The organism is Sphingomonas sp. SP3 (genome assembly GCF_058514305.1).
Genome location: NZ_JBZSOE010000001.1, coordinates 379,248 through 395,055, shown reverse-complemented (window position 1 = coordinate 395,055; position 15,808 = coordinate 379,248). Strand labels below are relative to the sequence as shown.

At 63.6% G+C, this 15,808-nt stretch carries 12 protein-coding genes, 1 tRNA gene and 1 pseudogene; 5 read left to right on the top strand and 9 right to left on the bottom strand.

The window, feature by feature from the left end; genetic code table 11:
• The first annotated feature begins 72 nt into the window (after nucleotides 1-72).
• Nucleotides 73-1,635: a hypothetical protein gene (locus tag AC4K8G_RS02195; RefSeq protein ID WP_491732544.1), complete on the top strand. Its 1,563-nt coding sequence runs from the start codon at nucleotides 73-75 to the stop codon at nucleotides 1,633-1,635.
• Nucleotides 1,636-1,643: 8 nt separating this feature from the next.
• A pseudogene (gene mtgA, locus AC4K8G_RS02190) lies at nucleotides 1,644-2,369 on the top strand (monofunctional biosynthetic peptidoglycan transglycosylase); the annotation flags it as partial.
• A 221-nt stretch (nucleotides 2,370-2,590) separates the two neighbouring features.
• Here the strand turns inward: mtgA and dnaE are convergent.
• The 5 genes from dnaE to proS all read right to left on the bottom strand — a co-directional run bounded on the left by dnaE (nucleotide 2,591) and on the right by proS (nucleotide 10,304).
• Nucleotides 2,591-6,037, bottom strand: a complete 3,447-nt coding sequence (gene dnaE, locus AC4K8G_RS02185) for a DNA polymerase III subunit alpha (RefSeq protein WP_491732543.1) — start codon at nucleotides 6,035-6,037, stop codon at nucleotides 2,591-2,593.
• Between the two features lie 59 nt (nucleotides 6,038-6,096).
• Nucleotides 6,097-6,939 carry a lysozyme inhibitor LprI family protein gene (locus tag AC4K8G_RS02180; RefSeq protein WP_491732542.1) on the bottom strand — a complete coding sequence of 281 codons (843 nt, stop codon included), beginning with the start codon at nucleotides 6,937-6,939 and terminating at the stop codon, nucleotides 6,097-6,099.
• Between the two features lie 80 nt (nucleotides 6,940-7,019).
• Entirely contained in the window at nucleotides 7,020-7,694 is a 675-nt protein-coding gene (locus AC4K8G_RS02175; protein WP_491732541.1) for an ABC transporter ATP-binding protein, read from the bottom strand.
• Nucleotides 7,687-8,937 (bottom strand): lipoprotein-releasing ABC transporter permease subunit, encoded by a 1,251-nt coding sequence (locus AC4K8G_RS02170; RefSeq protein WP_491732540.1) that lies wholly within the window; start codon nucleotides 8,935-8,937, stop codon nucleotides 7,687-7,689. The genes AC4K8G_RS02175 and AC4K8G_RS02170 overlap by 8 nt, the downstream gene beginning before the upstream one ends.
• Complete coding sequence (gene proS / locus AC4K8G_RS02165) at nucleotides 8,934-10,304, bottom strand: proline--tRNA ligase (protein ID WP_491732539.1); 1,371 nt, start codon at nucleotides 10,302-10,304, stop codon at nucleotides 8,934-8,936. The genes AC4K8G_RS02170 and proS overlap by 4 nt, the downstream gene beginning before the upstream one ends.
• Before the next feature lie 284 nt (nucleotides 10,305-10,588).
• Here proS and AC4K8G_RS02160 point away from each other — a divergent pair, with 284 nt between their 5' ends.
• Nucleotides 10,589-10,900: a YgaP family membrane protein gene (locus AC4K8G_RS02160; RefSeq protein ID WP_491732538.1), complete on the top strand. Its 312-nt coding sequence runs from the start codon at nucleotides 10,589-10,591 to the stop codon at nucleotides 10,898-10,900.
• 32 nt (nucleotides 10,901-10,932) lie between these two features.
• Complete coding sequence (gene metC, locus AC4K8G_RS02155) at nucleotides 10,933-12,081, top strand: cystathionine beta-lyase (RefSeq protein WP_491732537.1); 1,149 nt, start codon at nucleotides 10,933-10,935, stop codon at nucleotides 12,079-12,081.
• Nucleotides 12,082-12,086: 5 nt separating this feature from the next.
• On the opposite strand, the gene AC4K8G_RS02150 is transcribed toward metC, so the two are convergent.
• Nucleotides 12,087-12,163 (bottom strand) — tRNA-Met (locus AC4K8G_RS02150).
• A gap of 128 nt (nucleotides 12,164-12,291) precedes the next feature.
• Here AC4K8G_RS02150 and AC4K8G_RS02145 point away from each other — a divergent pair.
• Nucleotides 12,292-12,717, top strand: a complete 426-nt coding sequence (locus tag AC4K8G_RS02145; protein ID WP_491732536.1) for a DUF3775 domain-containing protein — start codon at nucleotides 12,292-12,294, stop codon at nucleotides 12,715-12,717.
• On the opposite strand, the gene AC4K8G_RS02140 is transcribed toward AC4K8G_RS02145, so the two are convergent.
• From AC4K8G_RS02140 to AC4K8G_RS02130, 3 genes are read right to left on the bottom strand one after another with little or no spacing between them, the layout of a single operon-like run.
• Entirely contained in the window at nucleotides 12,714-13,217 is a 504-nt protein-coding gene (locus AC4K8G_RS02140) for a 2'-5' RNA ligase family protein (protein WP_491732535.1), read from the bottom strand. The genes AC4K8G_RS02145 and AC4K8G_RS02140 overlap by 4 nt on opposite strands.
• Nucleotides 13,202-13,765, bottom strand: a complete 564-nt coding sequence (locus tag AC4K8G_RS02135) for a PRC-barrel domain containing protein (RefSeq protein WP_491732534.1) — start codon at nucleotides 13,763-13,765, stop codon at nucleotides 13,202-13,204. The genes AC4K8G_RS02140 and AC4K8G_RS02135 overlap by 16 nt, the downstream gene beginning before the upstream one ends.
• A 32-nt stretch (nucleotides 13,766-13,797) precedes the next feature.
• Complete coding sequence (locus tag AC4K8G_RS02130; RefSeq protein ID WP_491732533.1) at nucleotides 13,798-15,738, bottom strand: potassium transporter Kup; 1,941 nt, start codon at nucleotides 15,736-15,738, stop codon at nucleotides 13,798-13,800.
• Nucleotides 15,739-15,808: the final 70 nt, after the last annotated feature.

Here is a 15,808-nt window from a genome sequence, read left to right as displayed (position 1 = left end):
CGCTGCGGCAAGGCGAACGGTTGCGGTGAACCCGCGCGATGCTAGCATCGGTCCGGGCATCAGGGGGCCTTCATGAAACGGATCTGGCTTGCCGCGGCAGCGGCACTCGTCGCTTCACCGCTTGGCGCTCAGGACATGCAGCATATGAGCCATGCGGACACGGCGGCGCCAAAGACGCCGATGATCCTCGACGGCTATGGCAGCGGCGGGTTCAAGATCACGACCGCCAATCCACGCGCACAGGCCTTCTTCGACAACGGCATGCAGCTCGCCCACGCGTTCGCGCACAAGGCCGCGATTGAGGCGATGGAGGAAGCGGTTCGGCTCGACCCGCAGTGCGCCATGTGCCTTTGGGGCCAGGCCTGGACATCAGGCCCGACGATCAACTTCGGAAAGAGCGAGGACGAGGTCGCGAAGCTCTCCGAAATGGCGGACAAGGCGGCCGACCTCGCCAAGACCAACGGTAACGACCGCGAACGGGCGCTGATCCACGCGCTCCAGCTCCGCTATCATGATGGCGGCGGCGGAAAGCCAGGGGATATGAACTTCGCCAAGGCGATGGCTGGCCTCGCCAGCCAATATCCCGACGACAAGGAAATCGCCGTGATGGCGGCCGACGCCTGGCTGATGACCAAGGCCGACACGGCAGAGGAATGGAAGCTTAACGCCAACCTCGCGATGCCGCTGCTTGAAGGCGTGCTCAAACGCGATCCCAACGACACGCCAGCGATCCATTTCTACATCCATGCGACGGAAATTGCGGGCGTCCCAGAAAAGGCCGAGCCCTATGCCGACAAGCTTGCCCGGCTCGCGCCGAGGGCGAGCCACCTCGTCCATATGCCGAGCCACACTTACTACTGGGTCGGCCGCTACGAAGACGCCGCTAAGGCGAACATGCGCGCGGTCGAGCTCGGCATCGAAAACGCCAAGCGCCTGGGCTTAGGCCCGCCCGACGGCGTGTGGGGCCTGCCCTACCACTCGCACAATGTCACCTTCGGTCTCGGCGGCGCGCTTGAAGCGGGCGACGCGGACATTGCGTTGAAGCTCGGGCGGCCGCTCGTCGAACGGTCGCAAGTAAAGGCCGGCGCGCCGGCCTATTCGCAGATGATCGCCGCGAATGGCTATTATGCGATGGCGAGGTTCGCCGATCCCGCAGAGGTGCTGGCGCTTCCCCAGCCCAAATCGCCATTCCTCGAGGCTGCCTGGCATTATGCGCGCGGCGAAGCTTTCGCGCGGAGGAACGATCTCGCCAACGTCCGAAAAGAAGCCGCGGCGATCCACGGCATCACCGGCGAACTCAGCAAGGATGATGGGTCCCTGCAGGCGCAAACCATGACCTATATCGCGCGCAACGTGCTCGTGGGCCGCGCCGCCATGTTGGAGCATCGGCCGCAGGAAGCCGCGGCTGCCTTCGCTCAGGCCGCCGAACTCCAGGAAAGCGACGACTTCAGTTCGGTATCGGATCCGCCTGCCTGGCATTATCCGGTTCGGCGCGACCTTGCCGCTGCGCTCCTCGAAGAAGGGGACGTGGCGGGCGCCAGGCGCGAAGCTCAGGCCGCGCTCAAGTATCGGCCACGCGATCCGGGCACGCTTGCCTTGCTGTCGGCGCTTGAGACGCGGAGCGCTGCTCGTTAGGCGGTTGCATGGCCAAGCGACGCTCTACCATTCCGACCTATAAGCGCCGGCGCGAACGCTCTTTCATCGGGCGGCTGTTGGGCTGGGTCGTCAAGCTGGTCATCGCCTTCTTCGCCATCTCGATCCTGTGGGTCGTCATCTACCGCTTCGTCCCGCCGCCGATCACGGTGACGATGATCGGCGATGTCATCGCCGGGCGGGGATTGCACAAGGACTGGATGCCGATCAGCAAGATCGACCGCGACATGGTACGCGCCGCGATCGCCGCCGAGGACAGCAAGTTCTGCTCGCACAATGGGTTCGACTTCGAGGCGATCGAGGACGCGATGAAGCGCAACGCTTCGGGTGGCCGGATCCGGGGCGGATCGACCATCAGCCAGCAGACCGCCAAGACTACCTTCCTGTGGAACGGCGGGGGCTATGCCCGCAAGGGCGTCGAAGCCTGGTTCACCTTCCTGATCGAGCATCTGTGGGGCAAGCGCCGGATCATGGAGGTTTACCTCAACAATGCCGAGACCGGTATTGGGACATACGGTGTGAACGCCGGTTCGCAGCGTTATTTCGGGCATGACGCAAGCGCAATGAGCGCAACGGAAGCGGCGCGCATTGCCGCCATTCTTCCCCTGCCCAAGAAGCGTGGAGCAATCGCACCGAAAGGCTTCACCCGCCGCTATGGCAACACCATCGCCGCGCGCCTCGGCGTAGTCGGCCGCGACGGGCTCGACGGCTGCGTTTACAAGGACGTGGTCGCGCCGGTGAACAAGGCGCCCCCGGCTGTCAGCAAGAAGCCGCGGCCATTGCCGGGCGAGGAATATGAGACGGCGACGCCGCCGCCCCCGCCCGCCGAGACTACAGTCGAGGAACAGCCTCCTGCCGAAGCACCGCCAAGCGAGGAGTCCAACGCGGCTTCTCCGCCGGCCTCCTCAGAGCCCGTGCCGGAGCCGGCAAACGGCGTTTAGCCGACCAGGGCGAGCTTCGGCGGCTCCTGCGCCGAGAGCTCAACACTGCCTTCTCCCGTAATACGCTCGATGCGTGAGGCGAGCTCACCGTCGAGCGCGTAATCGCGTCCGGCCACGACCACGGCCTCGCCGCCCGTGGTCAACGGTATGATCAAGCGCAGTACGCCATTGCCGCCGCGTGCGTTGCTGAGCTCACGCAGGAGTCTCTCCGCGGTTGCGCCATCGGGCACTCGCGCCACCAACTGCAGCCGAGTCCGTTTGGCGAGGTCGGCCAGCGGCTGGAAGCGCTTGATCGTTACTCGTGGCACATCGTCACCGGAGCGCCGGTCCAGCTCGACCGTGAGCAGCCCACAGGCGCCCGCCTTAGCCGCACCTTCAAGCGCCGTTGCGGGCTCATCGTCGAATACCGTGGCTTCGAACTGACCTGATCGGTCCGATAGGCTCGCGATCATGTAGCGCCGACCCTTGGCCGACACGCGCCAGCGCACCGCCTCGGCCAGCGCCGCCATGGTTGCACTGGCCCGCTCGCCTTCGGGAATGTTGAGCTCGGCGAGCTCCGCGAAGGTGCGAACCTTGTGTGCCGCAAGCAGGTGACGCGCGGCGTCGACCGGGTGAGCCGAGAAGTAAAAGCCAAAAGCGTCGCGCTCGGCAGCCATCCGCTGCGCCTGCGTCCAAGACGCATCACGCGGCAGGCGGATCGGCGCCGCTTCGGCGGAATTCACCCCGAACAGGCCGGCCTGGCCGCTGGTGCGGTGCTCTTGGGCGCTGGCGGCGTGCGCAAGGATCGTCTCCGCCGCACCGAAGATCGCGGGCCGGTCGGGCTTGATCGCGTCGAAAGCACCCGCGCCGGCGAGGCTTTCGAGCTGCCTGCGGTTGAGCAGCCGTGGGTCGATCCGGGCAGCGAAGTCCTCGAGGCTCGCGAAGGGCCCGGCGCTCGTGCGCTCTTCGACCAGGGCTTCCATCGCTTTCTCGCCGACACCCTTGAGGGCCCCGAGCGCGTAGCGGACCGCGCCCTCCTCGACCGTAAAGAAAGCGTCGCTGGCGTTGATGCCGGGGGGCAGGCACTCGACCTCGCCCCGCCGCATATCCTCGACAAAGATCGCGAGCTTGTCGGTAAGCGCCATGTCGAAGCTCATCGATGCGGCGTAGAATTCGGGCCGGTGGTGCGCCTTTAGCCAGGCCGTGTGATAGGCAACGAGCGCATAAGCCGCGGCGTGGCTCTTGTTGAAACCGTAACCGGCGAACTTGTCGATCGTGTCGAACAGCTCGTTCGCCTTCGCCGCCGAGATCTGGTTGTGCGTTGCGCAGCCTTCGACGAAGCGGGCGCGCTGCGCGTCCATCTCGGCTTGGATCTTCTTGCCCATCGCCCGGCGCAACAAATCCGCTTCGCCGAGCGAATAGCCAGCGAGTATCTGCGCCGCCTGCATCACCTGTTCCTGGTAGACGAAGATACCGTAAGTCTCGGCCAGGATACCTTCGAGCAGCGGGTGCGGATATTCGATCGGCGCCCGGCCATTCTTGCGGTCGCCGAACATCGGAATGTTATCCATCGGCCCGGGGCGATAGAGCGCGACGAGCGCGATGATGTCGCCGAAGCCGGTCGGCCTGACGCCGGCGAGCGTCCGCCGCATGCCTTCCGATTCCAGCTGGAACACGCCGACCGTGTCGCCGCGCTGGAGCAAGTCATAGACCGCCGCGTCGTCCCACGGCAGGCTCGCGAAATCGACTTCGATGCCCTGCTCGGCGAGCAGGCGCTGGCCTTCCTTCAGGACCGACAGGGTCTTGAGGCCAAGGAAGTCGAACTTCACAAGGCCCGCGGCCTCGACATATTTCATGTCGAACTGGGTGACTGGCATGTCCGAACGCGGGTCGCGGTAGAGCGGAACCAGCTCGTCGAGCGGTCGGTCGCCGATCACCACGCCAGCAGCGTGAGTCGAGGCATGGCGCGGAAGCCCCTCTAGCTTCATCGCCAGATCGAACAGCCGCTTGACGTCCTTGTCGCTCCTATATTCCGCCGCGAGCTCGGACACGCCGTTCAGCGAACGCTCTAGGGTCCACGGGTCCGTCGGATGGTTGGGGATCAGCTTCGCCAGCCGGTCTACCTGGCCATATGGCATCTGCAACACGCGGCCCGTATCCTTGAGCACCGCGCGTGCCTTCAGGCGCCCGAAAGTGATGATTTGCGCGACCTTGTCGCGTCCATATTTGCCCTGGACGTAGGTGATGACCTTGTCGCGATGGGTTTCGCAGAAATCGATGTCGAAGTCGGGCATCGACACGCGCTCGGGGTTCAAAAAGCGCTCGAACAGCAGGTTCAGTGCGATCGGGTCGAGGTCGGTGATGGTCAGCGACCAGGCAACGACCGAGCCAGCCCCCGAACCGCGGCCCGGCCCGACAGGAATGTCGTTGGCCTTGGCCCATTTGATGAAGTCGGCGACGATCAGGAAGTAACCGGCAAAGCCCATCCCGGTGATAACGTCGAGCTCGAACTCCAGCCGCTCGAGATAGGGCTTCAGTTCTTCCGCCGACCGTCCCTTGAGGCGCGCTTCAAGGCCCTCGCGTGCATCGCGGCGCAGCTGCTCATCTTCGTCCTCGCCGAGCCGCGGCAGGATAGGCCGCCGCTGGGGCGCGGCGACTGCGCAACGCTGGGCAATCACAGCGGTATTGGCGAGCGCTTCGGGCAGGTCGGCGAACAGCTCGGCCATTGCCGTGCCGTCCTTGAGCCAGGCATCGGGCGAAGAGGTCGCCCGGTCGGCACTTTCGACATAGGCCGAGCCGGCTATGCACAGCATCGCGTCGTGCGCGGCGTGGAAGCCCGGGTCTGTGTAGGATGCAGGGTTGGTTGCGACGAGCGGCAGGTCGCGGGCATAAGCGAGGTCGATAAGCGCCTCTTCCGCCGCTTCTTCGGCCACGCCGCCCCGGCGGATGATCTCGACGTAGAGGCGCTCCGGGAACAGCGCCTGCAACCGGTCGAGATAGGCTTCCGCTTTGTCCCGCTGGCCGTCGGCGAGCAGCCGGGCGACGGCGCCCTCTCCGCCCGCGGTCATTGCGATCAGTCCGTCGCTCAGCCCCTGCAGCGCCGCGAATGCAATGTGCGGCTCCTCTTCAACCGGGCGATCGAGGTGCGCCAGAGACACCAGCTTGCAAAGATTTGCATAGCCCTGGTCGTCCTTGGCAAGCAGCGCCAGCCAGTCGACCCGCGCCTCTCCACCGATTTCAGGCGGACGCGCCAGCGCGACCATCGCACCGATGATCGGCTGCACACCCTTGGCGATGCACGCATCACTGAACGGCATGACCCCGTAGAGTCCGTTGCGATCAGTCATCGCGACCGCGGGGAAGCCGAGCTTCGCCGCCCGCTCGGCGATGGTTTTCGGTTCCATCGCCCCTTCGAGCATGGTGAAGGAGGAGAAATTCCGAAGCGGGATATACGGCTGAGTCACGAGCGGAATATGATGCCCCGGCGTCGGGCTGCAAAGCGTCGCCAACGACTTATCCCCACCTATCGATTTGGCGACCAGCGGCCTTCCATGATGTCACGGATTTCGCGCATCCGCCCGACGTAAGCATCGCCGATGCACTGGCGATTGGGACAGCGGTCCCGATAGGCGAGGAAGCGATCGCGCGTGCTTTGGAGGATGGCTTGCTGCTGCGGCGAGGCCGAGTTGAGCGCGCGGCGATATTGGGCCGCCATATTTGTATCGAGCGCCGAGAGGCCGCTGTCCGAACAGACTGTGATTTCGCCTTTGGACCGCGCCTTTCCGCAGTCGAAACTGGGGCGCCCGGGATAGGTGCCTGCCGGTCCAGCGGGTTTGGCCGCCGACTCGGCAGCTCCAACCGTGGTTTCGCTGCTTTCCGGAACTGCCTCGTTTGCGTCTACCGGCGCCGTGGTTTGCGCGGGTTGGGCCGTTCGCGACAGGGTAGCGAGCTCAGAAATAATTGAATCGGCGTTGCGCAGGGTCACGCTGCCCGCAGGGTCAACCGTGTAGTCGATATCCGACATCAGCGTGCGACGACCGCTAGTCGCGGCGATCCCTGGCGGTAAATCGAGTGAAAGCGATCCGGAGCAATTACTGCCGCCTGTCGACCCGTCTTCGCTCTCCATGACTGCGTTTTCCATCCGGACCACGGCAGCATGAGAAAGTTGCTCGAACGCAGCTTGATCGCTGCCCCGGACTTCGGCCGCACGGCGAAACAGTTCAGCCTTGATCAGGTCGAATGTCACCCTGCTTGAGCAGGACTTGTCCGACGAGGGCGCGCCCGAAATTTGAGCGATCTCGTTGCCCGTGAGCTTGTCCTGGTCTGAGTTTCGATTGGTAGCGAAGTACGCAACGATCAGGAGCACCAAAACCAACCCGGCGATCAGCGCGATGGTCGTCCAGTTCGGCTGGCGAGCCGCCCGCTCGCTCCTGTCGTCGTCTGGCACTATTCGAGGCGTCCTTCGTGCAGGCGGACAACGCGGTCCATCTTGCCTGCGATCCGTTCGTTATGCGTCGCGACGAGCGCGGCGCTCCCCTCACCTCTCACGAGGCCGAGAAACTCCGCGAAGACAATGTCCGCTGTATGCTCGTCGAGGTTGCCCGTAGGCTCGTCAGCGAGGACCAAAGGTGGCTTGTTCGCCAGCGCACGGGCGACGGCCACACGCTGCTGCTCGCCACCCGACAGCTTGGCCGGGCGATGGTCGAGGCGCTTCGCAAGGCCGAGCGTGCCCAGCAATTGCTCCGCCCGCGCTCTCGCCGCCTGGGGCTCGGCCCCACTTACAAGCTGCGGCAGGACCACATTCTCGACCGCGTTGAACTCGGGAAGCAGGTGATGGAACTGATAGACGAACCCGAGGAGGTCGCGCCTGAGCCGCGTGCGTCCGTCGTCGTCAAGCTCGGCGGCTTCCTCACCCTGCAGGCGGATCGAGCCCTCGAAGCCCCCCTCGAGAAGCCCGACTGCCTGCAGGAGCGTTGATTTTCCCGAGCCCGACGGACCGAGCAGCGCAACGATCTCGCCCGGCTGCACCTGCAGGTCCACGCCGCGAAGAACGTCGATCGTCACCTCACCCTGCGTGAAGCTGCGCCTGAGGTCCTTGGTCGAGAGAACCGGCTCACTCATAGCGGAGTACCTGCACAGGGTCGGTGCTCGCGGCCTTAAAGGCAGGATAGAGCGTCGCCAGGAACGACAGGATCAGCGCGGTGATAATGATCGCCGCGACTTCGACCGGGTCGGTCTTTGCCGGAAGGTCAGTCAGCACGCGGACCGAAGGATCCCACATGTTCGCGCCGGTCAGCGCCTGGATCGCATTCACGACGTCCTGGCGGAAAAACAGGAACACCGCGCCAAGGATGATGCCCAGCAGGATTCCGAGCGTCCCGATCGTCACGCCGACGGTCACGAAGACCTTCATCATCCCGCGCCTGCTCGCCCCCATTGTGCGCAGGATCGCAATGTCCCGCGTCTTGGCCCGCACCAGCATGATCAATGATGAGAGGATGTTGAACACCGCGACGAGCACGATCAGCGAGAGCACCACGAACATAGCCACGCGCTCGATCTCGAGCGCCTGGAACAGGGCGGAGTTCATCTGCCTCCAGTCGATGATTACCCCGCGTCCCTGCGCGAGCGGCTGGAGCGGTTTCACGATATCCTGAACCTTGTCCGGGTCGCTCGTCTGGATTTCGATCATCCCGACCTGATCGCCCATCAGCAGAAGGCTCTGCGCGTCCTGCATCGGCATGACCACGAACGCCTTGTCATAATCGAACACGCCGATCTCGAAGATTGCGCCGACGGTGTAGGTGACCTCGCGCGGGACGGTGCCGACGACGGTCGAGCGCCCTTCGGGATTCCACAACGTGATCTGACCGCCTGGATAAAGGCCAAGCGTCTCAGCCAGCCGGGAGCCTACCGCGACGCGGTTGCTGCCGGGAACGATAGAGCGGATGTCGCCCGCAACGATGTTCGAAGTGAGCGTGCGGTTTTCGCGAATGTCTTCGACCCGCATGCCTCGGACGAGCGCGCCCTCGAAGCGGCCGTTGGCCGTCGCCATCAGTGGTTGCTCGATGAGTGGAAGCGCGGATGTCACGCCCGGCGTCTTCTTGGCCGTATCCGCGATACGCTCCCAGCCCGGCAGGCGGCCGTCATAGCCCTGAACAATGGCGTGGCCGTTGAGACCCACGATCTTATCGAACAGTTCGGCGCGGAAGCCGTTCATCACGCTCATCACGATGATGAGCGCGGCAACGCCCAGCGCGACTGCGACGAGGCTGATGCTCGCGACGAGGAAGATGAACCCCTCGCCCTTACCGGGCAGCAGGTAGCGGCGGGCGAGCATGCGCTCGGCGCGATTGAGCATCATAGGCGCGGATCCAGCGCAGTCGCTCCACTGGCCTGGCTTGGCAGGATCGATGCGATGACGTCCACCGCACGATCGATGGTGATCAGCTCCCGCTGGCCGCTGCGCCGATTCTTAGTTTCGATCATGCCTTCAGCGACCGATTTGGGTCCGACGATGAATTGCCAGGGCAGGCCCATGACATCCATCGAGCCGAGCTTGACGCCGCCCCGCTCGTCACGGTCGTCGTAAAGGGCGATGTCGCCGAATTGCTGGAGCTTTGCGTAAAGTTCATCGGCAACTGCAACGCACGTCGGGTCGTCATGGCGCATATTGACGAGGCCGATGAGCCACGGCGCAACGGCATCGGGCCAGATGATCCCCGCTTCGTCATGGCTCGCCTCGATAATAGCTCCGACTAGACGCGACACGCCGACGCCATAGCTGCCCATCATGGGCGTGACCGGCGTCCCGTCCTGGCCGGACACTTTCAGCCCCATCGAGGCCGAATATTTGTCGCCGAAATAGAAGATGTGACCGACTTCGATACCGCGCCCCGTGCGCCGCTTGTTCTCCGGCACTTCGCTCCAACGAGCCTCATCATGGGTCTCGTCGGTCGCCGCGTAGGTCGAGTTGACCCTGTCGAACAGGCCCTGAAGCCCGGCCTCGTCGTCGTAATGGAGGTCTGACTGGTGCCAGTCGAAAGTCTCGTAAGCGGCATCGTAGAAGACTTCGCTTTCACCGGTCGGCGCGAGCACGATGAATTCGTGGCTGAGGTCGCCGCCGATCGGCCCTGACGCCGCTTTCATCGGCACCGCCTGGATCCCCATCCGCTGGAAGGTGCGCAGATACGCCAGCATCTGGCGGTAATAGCTCTGGCGTGCGCCGGCCTCGTCGATGTCGAAGCTATACGCATCCTTCATCAGGAACTCGCGGCCGCGCATCACGCCGAAGCGCGGGCGAACCTCGTCCCGGAACTTCCACTGGATATGATAGAGCGTGCGCGGAAGGTCGCGGTAGCTCTTCACGTCGTCGCGGAAGAGCACCGTGATCATTTCCTCATTGGTCGGGCCGTAAAGGATCTCGCGATCATGGCGGTCGCGAATGCGCAGCATCTCTGGTCCGTATGCGTCGTACCGCCCGCTCTCCCGCCACAGGTCGGCAGATTGCAAGGTCGGCATCAGCACCTCTTGAGCGCCAGCGCGGTCCTGCTCCTGGCGAACGATCTCCTCAATGTTCTGCAGCACGCGCAAACCCATCGGCAGCCACGCGTAAATGCCGGCGGCGGTCTGCCGCACGAGGCCTGCACGAAGCATCAGCTTGTGGCTGACGATCTGCGCGTCGGCGGGACTTTCCTTGAGGACGGGGAGAAACGCTCGGGACCAACGCATGGCGCCGCGCTCTACGGGGCGCATGTGACGCTGGCAACCGCGACAGCAATGTGGCCTGATCGACACAGCATCGGCTGATAATCAGTCGCAACAGTCGTTTTGCCGGTGACAGCAAAAATAGGCGGTCCTAGTCCCCCTTTGTCCGAACACATGACTCTTGGGTCGAGTTCGGGTGGCGGCCGATGACTGGGGACATCGACGCGACACATCCAAGGGGGCTGACGAGCAATCGTCACGCAGGGCGCCCGGATCGCATGTCGATCCGGGCGTTTGCTTTTTCCACGATGTCAGTTGACGCCGCCCCTCTGTGGTGGGATCAGCGCCTCCTGTTCGCGCTGTGCGCAAAGGGGAAAGCGACCATGAAGAACGTCGGACGGGAAGATCGCATCATTCGGATTGTCGTCGGGCTGGTGCTCGCGTTGCTTGCTTATCTTAATGTTCTTCCGGGCGCCGGGACGATCGTCCTGTGGGTGCTTGCCGCCTATCTCCTGATCACGGGGCTTTTGGCGCGCTGCCTGGTCTACAAGCTCGCCGACATCGACACGAGCATCCAGGAACAGCCTTATTCGAGCACGGACGATAGGTCCGGACTCTGACCCTTTTGCCCTGAGTGTGGGGCTAAACGTGAATGACCGAGCGACGCAGAGGTAAAGCCACCCAGCTTGTCGAGGGTGGCCGCCGCAAGGAGTGGCGCGGCCGCCTCGTCAATCCGCCGGTCGAGCGGGTGTCGACCGTGTTGTTCGACAGCGTCGCCGACATGAAGGCGAGCAAGGCGGCGCACGGCGTCCATCGCTACGGATTGCAAGGCACTGCAACCCAGTGGGCGCTCGCTGAGGCGCTGACCGAACTCGAACCCGGCGCGGCTGGAACTGCGCTTTATTCGTCCGGCCTCGCGGCCATTACGACGGCCCTGTTCGCGGTGCTTTCTCCCGGCGACGAGCTGCTTCTTCCCGACAATGTCTACGGGCCGACGCGGAAGTTTTGCGACACGATCCTGAAAAGATTCGGAGTAGCGAGGCGCTATTACGACCCCCTGACAATTCCGGACGTTAGCGACAAGACCAAAGCTATCCTGCTGGAGAGCCCGGGCTCCATGACGATGGAAGTCCAGGACGTGCCGGCGATCTGCGCGATGGCGCGCCAACGAGCCATCGTCACATTGATCGACAATACCTGGGCCACGCCGCTGTTTTTCCCCGCAATTGCGGCAGGCGTCGACATTTCGATTATCGCCGCCACCAAATATGTCGGCGGTCACGCCGACGTGATGCTGGGCGCGGTAACCGCGACCGAACAATATTATCCGCGCATCGAGCATACCGGGTGGGACCTCGGCCATAGCGTGTCGCCGGACGACGCCTGGCTCGGGTCGCGGGGATTGAGGACGATGGCGATCCGACTGAAGCAGCATCACGAAGGCGGCATTCAGGTGGCGGAATGGCTGAAGCAGCAGCCCCAGGTCGGCCGAGTTCTCCACCCCGCCCTACCCGACTGTCCCGGGCACGAATTTTGGAAGCGCGATTTCAAGGGCGCTTCGGGTCTGTTCTCATTTGAGCTGAAGGACATCGACGATGCCGCGCGCGACGCGTTTGTCGACCGGCTGGAGCTGTTCGGAATAGGGTTCAGCTGGGGCGGCTACGAGAGCCTCGCCAGCCCCGTCGATCCATACCGGACGCTCGCCAAGCCGCCGGCCCCCAACCTCGTCCGCCTCCACATCGGCCTAGAAGATCCCGACGACCTCATCGCCGACCTCGCGAACTCGCTTTCGAGGCTGTAAACGGGTGGTAGCGGAGGAGGGACTTGAACCCCCGACACGCGGATTATGATTCCGCTGCTCTAACCAGCTGAGCTACTCCGCCCCATCGGCCTGGAAACGCCCGTTCAAGGGGCTCTGGACGGCCGGCGATATAAGTGCGCGTTTCGAGTGGGTCAACGCGAGGAACCGCTTTCCTTTGCTCTCGTTGAGCCGAGCAACAGAGAGGAACGCATGGACCCGCTTACCCCGCTCGACACCCTTTGCCGCATCATCCTTCGGGCGCGCGAATATGAAGCGCAGACCGCGACCGATTATGACGGCAACGAGACCGCCGACACCGTGGATGATGAGGACGAGGGGACGCTGTCCGTCCTCGACGACACCATCAACGACAGCGTCGAAGAAGAGCTCAAGGCGGCTTTTGAGGATCTTGGCGAGGACCAGTTGGCGGAGGTGCTGGCATTCTGTTGGGTTGGCCAGGGGACCTACGAGGCGGCCGATTGGGACGAAGCAATGGAAGAGGCCCAGTCGCTAGTCGGCGAAGGCAGCGACAGCGCGGTGGCCGAGTTGATGGACCAGCCGATGCTTGCGTCTGTCCTCGAATCCGGACTCGCGGCCTTCGATCTCAGCTGCGACGGCATCGGCGACCTCAGCTAACCTCTAAAGGGATAGATCGCGACCTTCTCCCACGGGCCGTCGAGGTATCGGTGCAACCCAAGCCCAGAGATGGCGAGCGGGCGGCCGGTAAAATCCCGCTCGAGCGACGGCAGCAGCGCCCGCGCAACCTTCGGCGCAACCTTGTTTTGAATTGTGATGTGAGGTCGCCAACCGGCCGCGTCCTGCGCGCCGAGCATTCCATGCATGCCGTCAGCGAGCTCCTCGCGGATGCGATCGAGGTCGGGCGAGACGACGCGAAACGCAACGCCGCCGCCAAGGTTCATTAGTCCCTCGATGACGGCATATGGCGGCGCGTGCTTGGCGAATGCGGAAAGACGAGACTTCGCCTCGGCTTCGGCCGAGGGCGGCAAGGCGTGAAACATAGTTAGGTGGGCCGGCACCTGATTGCGCTCCACGGGATAATGGGTTCGGCGCAAGCCTTCTAACCAGGAGAAATCGCGCTGGGCGATCTCGGCAGTGACTATTAGCGCGCCGGCCATTGATCCCGGTCGAGCTCCTCGAGCGCTGCAAGGCCCGGGGCTGGTAGATTGCCGATAATCTCGCCATCCTTCGCGTGCGCCGTGCTCCACGGCATTCGCCGCAGGGTCTCCCCGACGCCGCCGACGCCTCCTTCAGATACGACGACATAATTTAGCCGGCCACTTTGGCAGCCGGCCATTGCATCAACGCAGCGTCCCACCGGCTTGCCGGCCACTCTCACCTCCATGTGAGTGAGGAGCGATATTGGAAATAACGCTTCCCCCGGCGTCCCTTCGCTTGCCTTTGCAGCCGTACGCGCCCCCTCCTCCACCTTCGCCTGGCGCCCGAGCCAGCGCCAGATGCCGAAGATGTTGAGAATTGTCAGGACGAAGTTGGTCCAGGTCAGGGCTGGCTGATTGGTCATGAGACCGGTCGCGAGCCAGCACAGCGAGCCCACGAGAAAGACCGCAAAGCCGTAGCCAGTGATGCGGGACCCGACGTTTGCCGCGGTCATCGACGCGGCAATGATAGTCGCAATGGTCGCGACCCATGAAATGCTGTCAGCCATGTCGACGGGAATGCGTGGGACAGCGCGAAGGTTCAGATCTCGACCTGGCTGCCGAGCTCCACCACGCGGTTGGTCGGCAGCTTGAAGAATTCCATCGCGCTTTCCGCGTTGCGAAGCATCCAGGCGAACAGCTTCTCGCGCCAGATGGCCATTCCCGGCCGCGACGAGGCAAGCAATGTCTGCCGCGCAAGGAAGAAGCTGGTGTCCATCATCTTGCACTGCGGACCGATGTCCTTGAGCTGCGCAAGCGCCGACGGCACGTCGATTTCCTCCATGAAGCCATAGCGCAGGATCACCCGGAAGAATCCGGCGGTATAATCGTGGGTGTCGAGCCTCTTTTCGAGCGGGACGTAGGGCACGTCTTCGATCCGAACGGTGAGCAGGATAACGCGCTCGTGAAGCACCTTGTTGTGCTTCAAATTGTGGAGCAGCGCGTGGGGCACGCCGCTCGCCGAGCTGGTCATGAACACTGCCGTTCCCGGAACCCGCGCAGCGCTCGGCGCCGCCGACTTGATGAAAATCTCCATCGGCAGGCTGGCTTCGTTCATCCGGCTGATCATCAGCTGGCGGCCCTTTGCCCAGGTCGTCAGGAAGGTGAAGGCGATCGCGCCTACCAGCAGCGGGAACCAGCCCCCGGCGGGGATCTTGGTGAGGTTGGAGCTGAAGTAGCCCAGATCGACCAGGAAGAAGAGCGCGAGCAGTCCGCCGACGACGAACCGGTTCCACTTCCACATGGTGGTGAAGACGACCGCGATCAGCACGGTATCGATCAGCATCGCGCCCGTGACGGCGATCCCGTAGGCCGCGGCAAGGTTCGAGGAGGTGCGGAACGTGAGCACCAGTATCAGCACCATTACCATCAGCGCCCAGTTGACCATCGGAATGTAGATCTGGCCCGCGGCGCTTTCACTGGTGTGCGTGATGCGAAGCCGCGGGACAAAGCCAAGCTGGATGGCCTGTTGAGTCACGGAAAAGGCACCGCTGATCACCGCCTGGCTGGCGATGATCGTCGCGGCCGTAGCCATCAAGACGAGCGGTAGCCGCATCCCTTCGGAAGCGAGGTAAAAGAACGGATCCTTGACCACTACGCCGACCTGCGCGGCAGGCAGGGTAAGAAGCATCGCACCCTGCCCCATGTAGTTGAGCAGCAGCGCGGGCAGGGCGAAGGACAGCCAAGCGATCTTGATCGGGCGCCGTCCGAAATGGCCCATGTCCGCGTAAAGTGCCTCTGCCCCGGTCAGCGCCAGGACGACCGATCCCATTGCAAGAAACGCGCGGAGTGGTTCCTCGACGAAAAAGGAGGCCGCATTGAGCGGATTGATCATGGCCAGCACCACGCCTGGGCGATCCATGATGTGGATCAAACCAAGCACCGCGAGCGTCGCGAAGTAGACCAGCATGACCGGGCCAAACAACAGCCCGACCTTGGCCGTGCCGCGTGCTTGAATCGCGAACAATCCGACGAGGATGCCGATGGCGATTGGAACGACGAACGGTCCAAGGCTGGCGTTAACGGTGGTGAGACCTTCGACCGCCGAGAGCACCGAAATCGCCGGCGTGATCATCGAATCGCCATAGAATAGCGCGGTGGCGAACACGCCGAGCATGACGATGCCGCTCGCCCACTTCTTTTTGCCGCCGATCGTCCGGTTGATGAGGGCCAGCAAGGCGAGGCTTCCGCCCTCGCCTTTGTTGTCTGCCCGCATGATGATCATCACATATTTCAGCGTCACGACGATCATCATCGACCAGAAAATCATCGAGAGAACGGCGTGGATGTGGAACTGGTCGGGGCTCAGCGGGTGGTGGCCGGCGAATGTTTCCCGGAATGAATAAATCGGCGACGTACCGATGTCGCCGAACACGATTCCGATCGCGCCAATCGCCAGTTTGTAGAGAGGCCCTTGGGCATGGCCATGCGCCGCGTCATGCGGTGGCGCGGCCTCCGCTCCTCCCGTCGGGGTGATGCTCATGCGATGAAATTCATTCCCGACAGACGGCCAACGACCATTCCTATTGCCCCCGTGCCGCCTATGCGCCGGC

What these genes read in the sequence shown, in the direction of transcription:
- AC4K8G_RS02195 (WP_491732544.1), top strand. Translation starts at nt 73, where the DNA reads ATGAAACGGATCTGGCTTGCCGCGGCAGCGGCACTCGTCGCTTCACCG.
- AC4K8G_RS02175 (WP_491732541.1), bottom strand. Translation starts at nt 7,694, where the DNA reads ATGAGTGAGCCGGTTCTCTCGACCAAGGACCTCAGGCGCAGCTTCACG.
- AC4K8G_RS02170 (WP_491732540.1), bottom strand. Translation starts at nt 8,937, where the DNA reads ATGATGCTCAATCGCGCCGAGCGCATGCTCGCCCGCCGCTACCTGCTG.
- proS (WP_491732539.1), bottom strand. Translation starts at nt 10,304, where the DNA reads ATGCGTTGGTCCCGAGCGTTTCTCCCCGTCCTCAAGGAAAGTCCCGCC.
- AC4K8G_RS02160 (WP_491732538.1), top strand. Translation starts at nt 10,589, where the DNA reads ATGTCAGTTGACGCCGCCCCTCTGTGGTGGGATCAGCGCCTCCTGTTC.
- metC (WP_491732537.1), top strand. Translation starts at nt 10,933, where the DNA reads ATGACCGAGCGACGCAGAGGTAAAGCCACCCAGCTTGTCGAGGGTGGC.
- AC4K8G_RS02145 (WP_491732536.1), top strand. Translation starts at nt 12,292, where the DNA reads ATGGACCCGCTTACCCCGCTCGACACCCTTTGCCGCATCATCCTTCGG.
- AC4K8G_RS02140 (WP_491732535.1), bottom strand. Translation starts at nt 13,217, where the DNA reads ATGGCCGGCGCGCTAATAGTCACTGCCGAGATCGCCCAGCGCGATTTC.
- AC4K8G_RS02135 (WP_491732534.1), bottom strand. Translation starts at nt 13,765, where the DNA reads ATGGCTGACAGCATTTCATGGGTCGCGACCATTGCGACTATCATTGCC.
- AC4K8G_RS02130 (WP_491732533.1), bottom strand. Translation starts at nt 15,738, where the DNA reads ATGAGCATCACCCCGACGGGAGGAGCGGAGGCCGCGCCACCGCATGAC.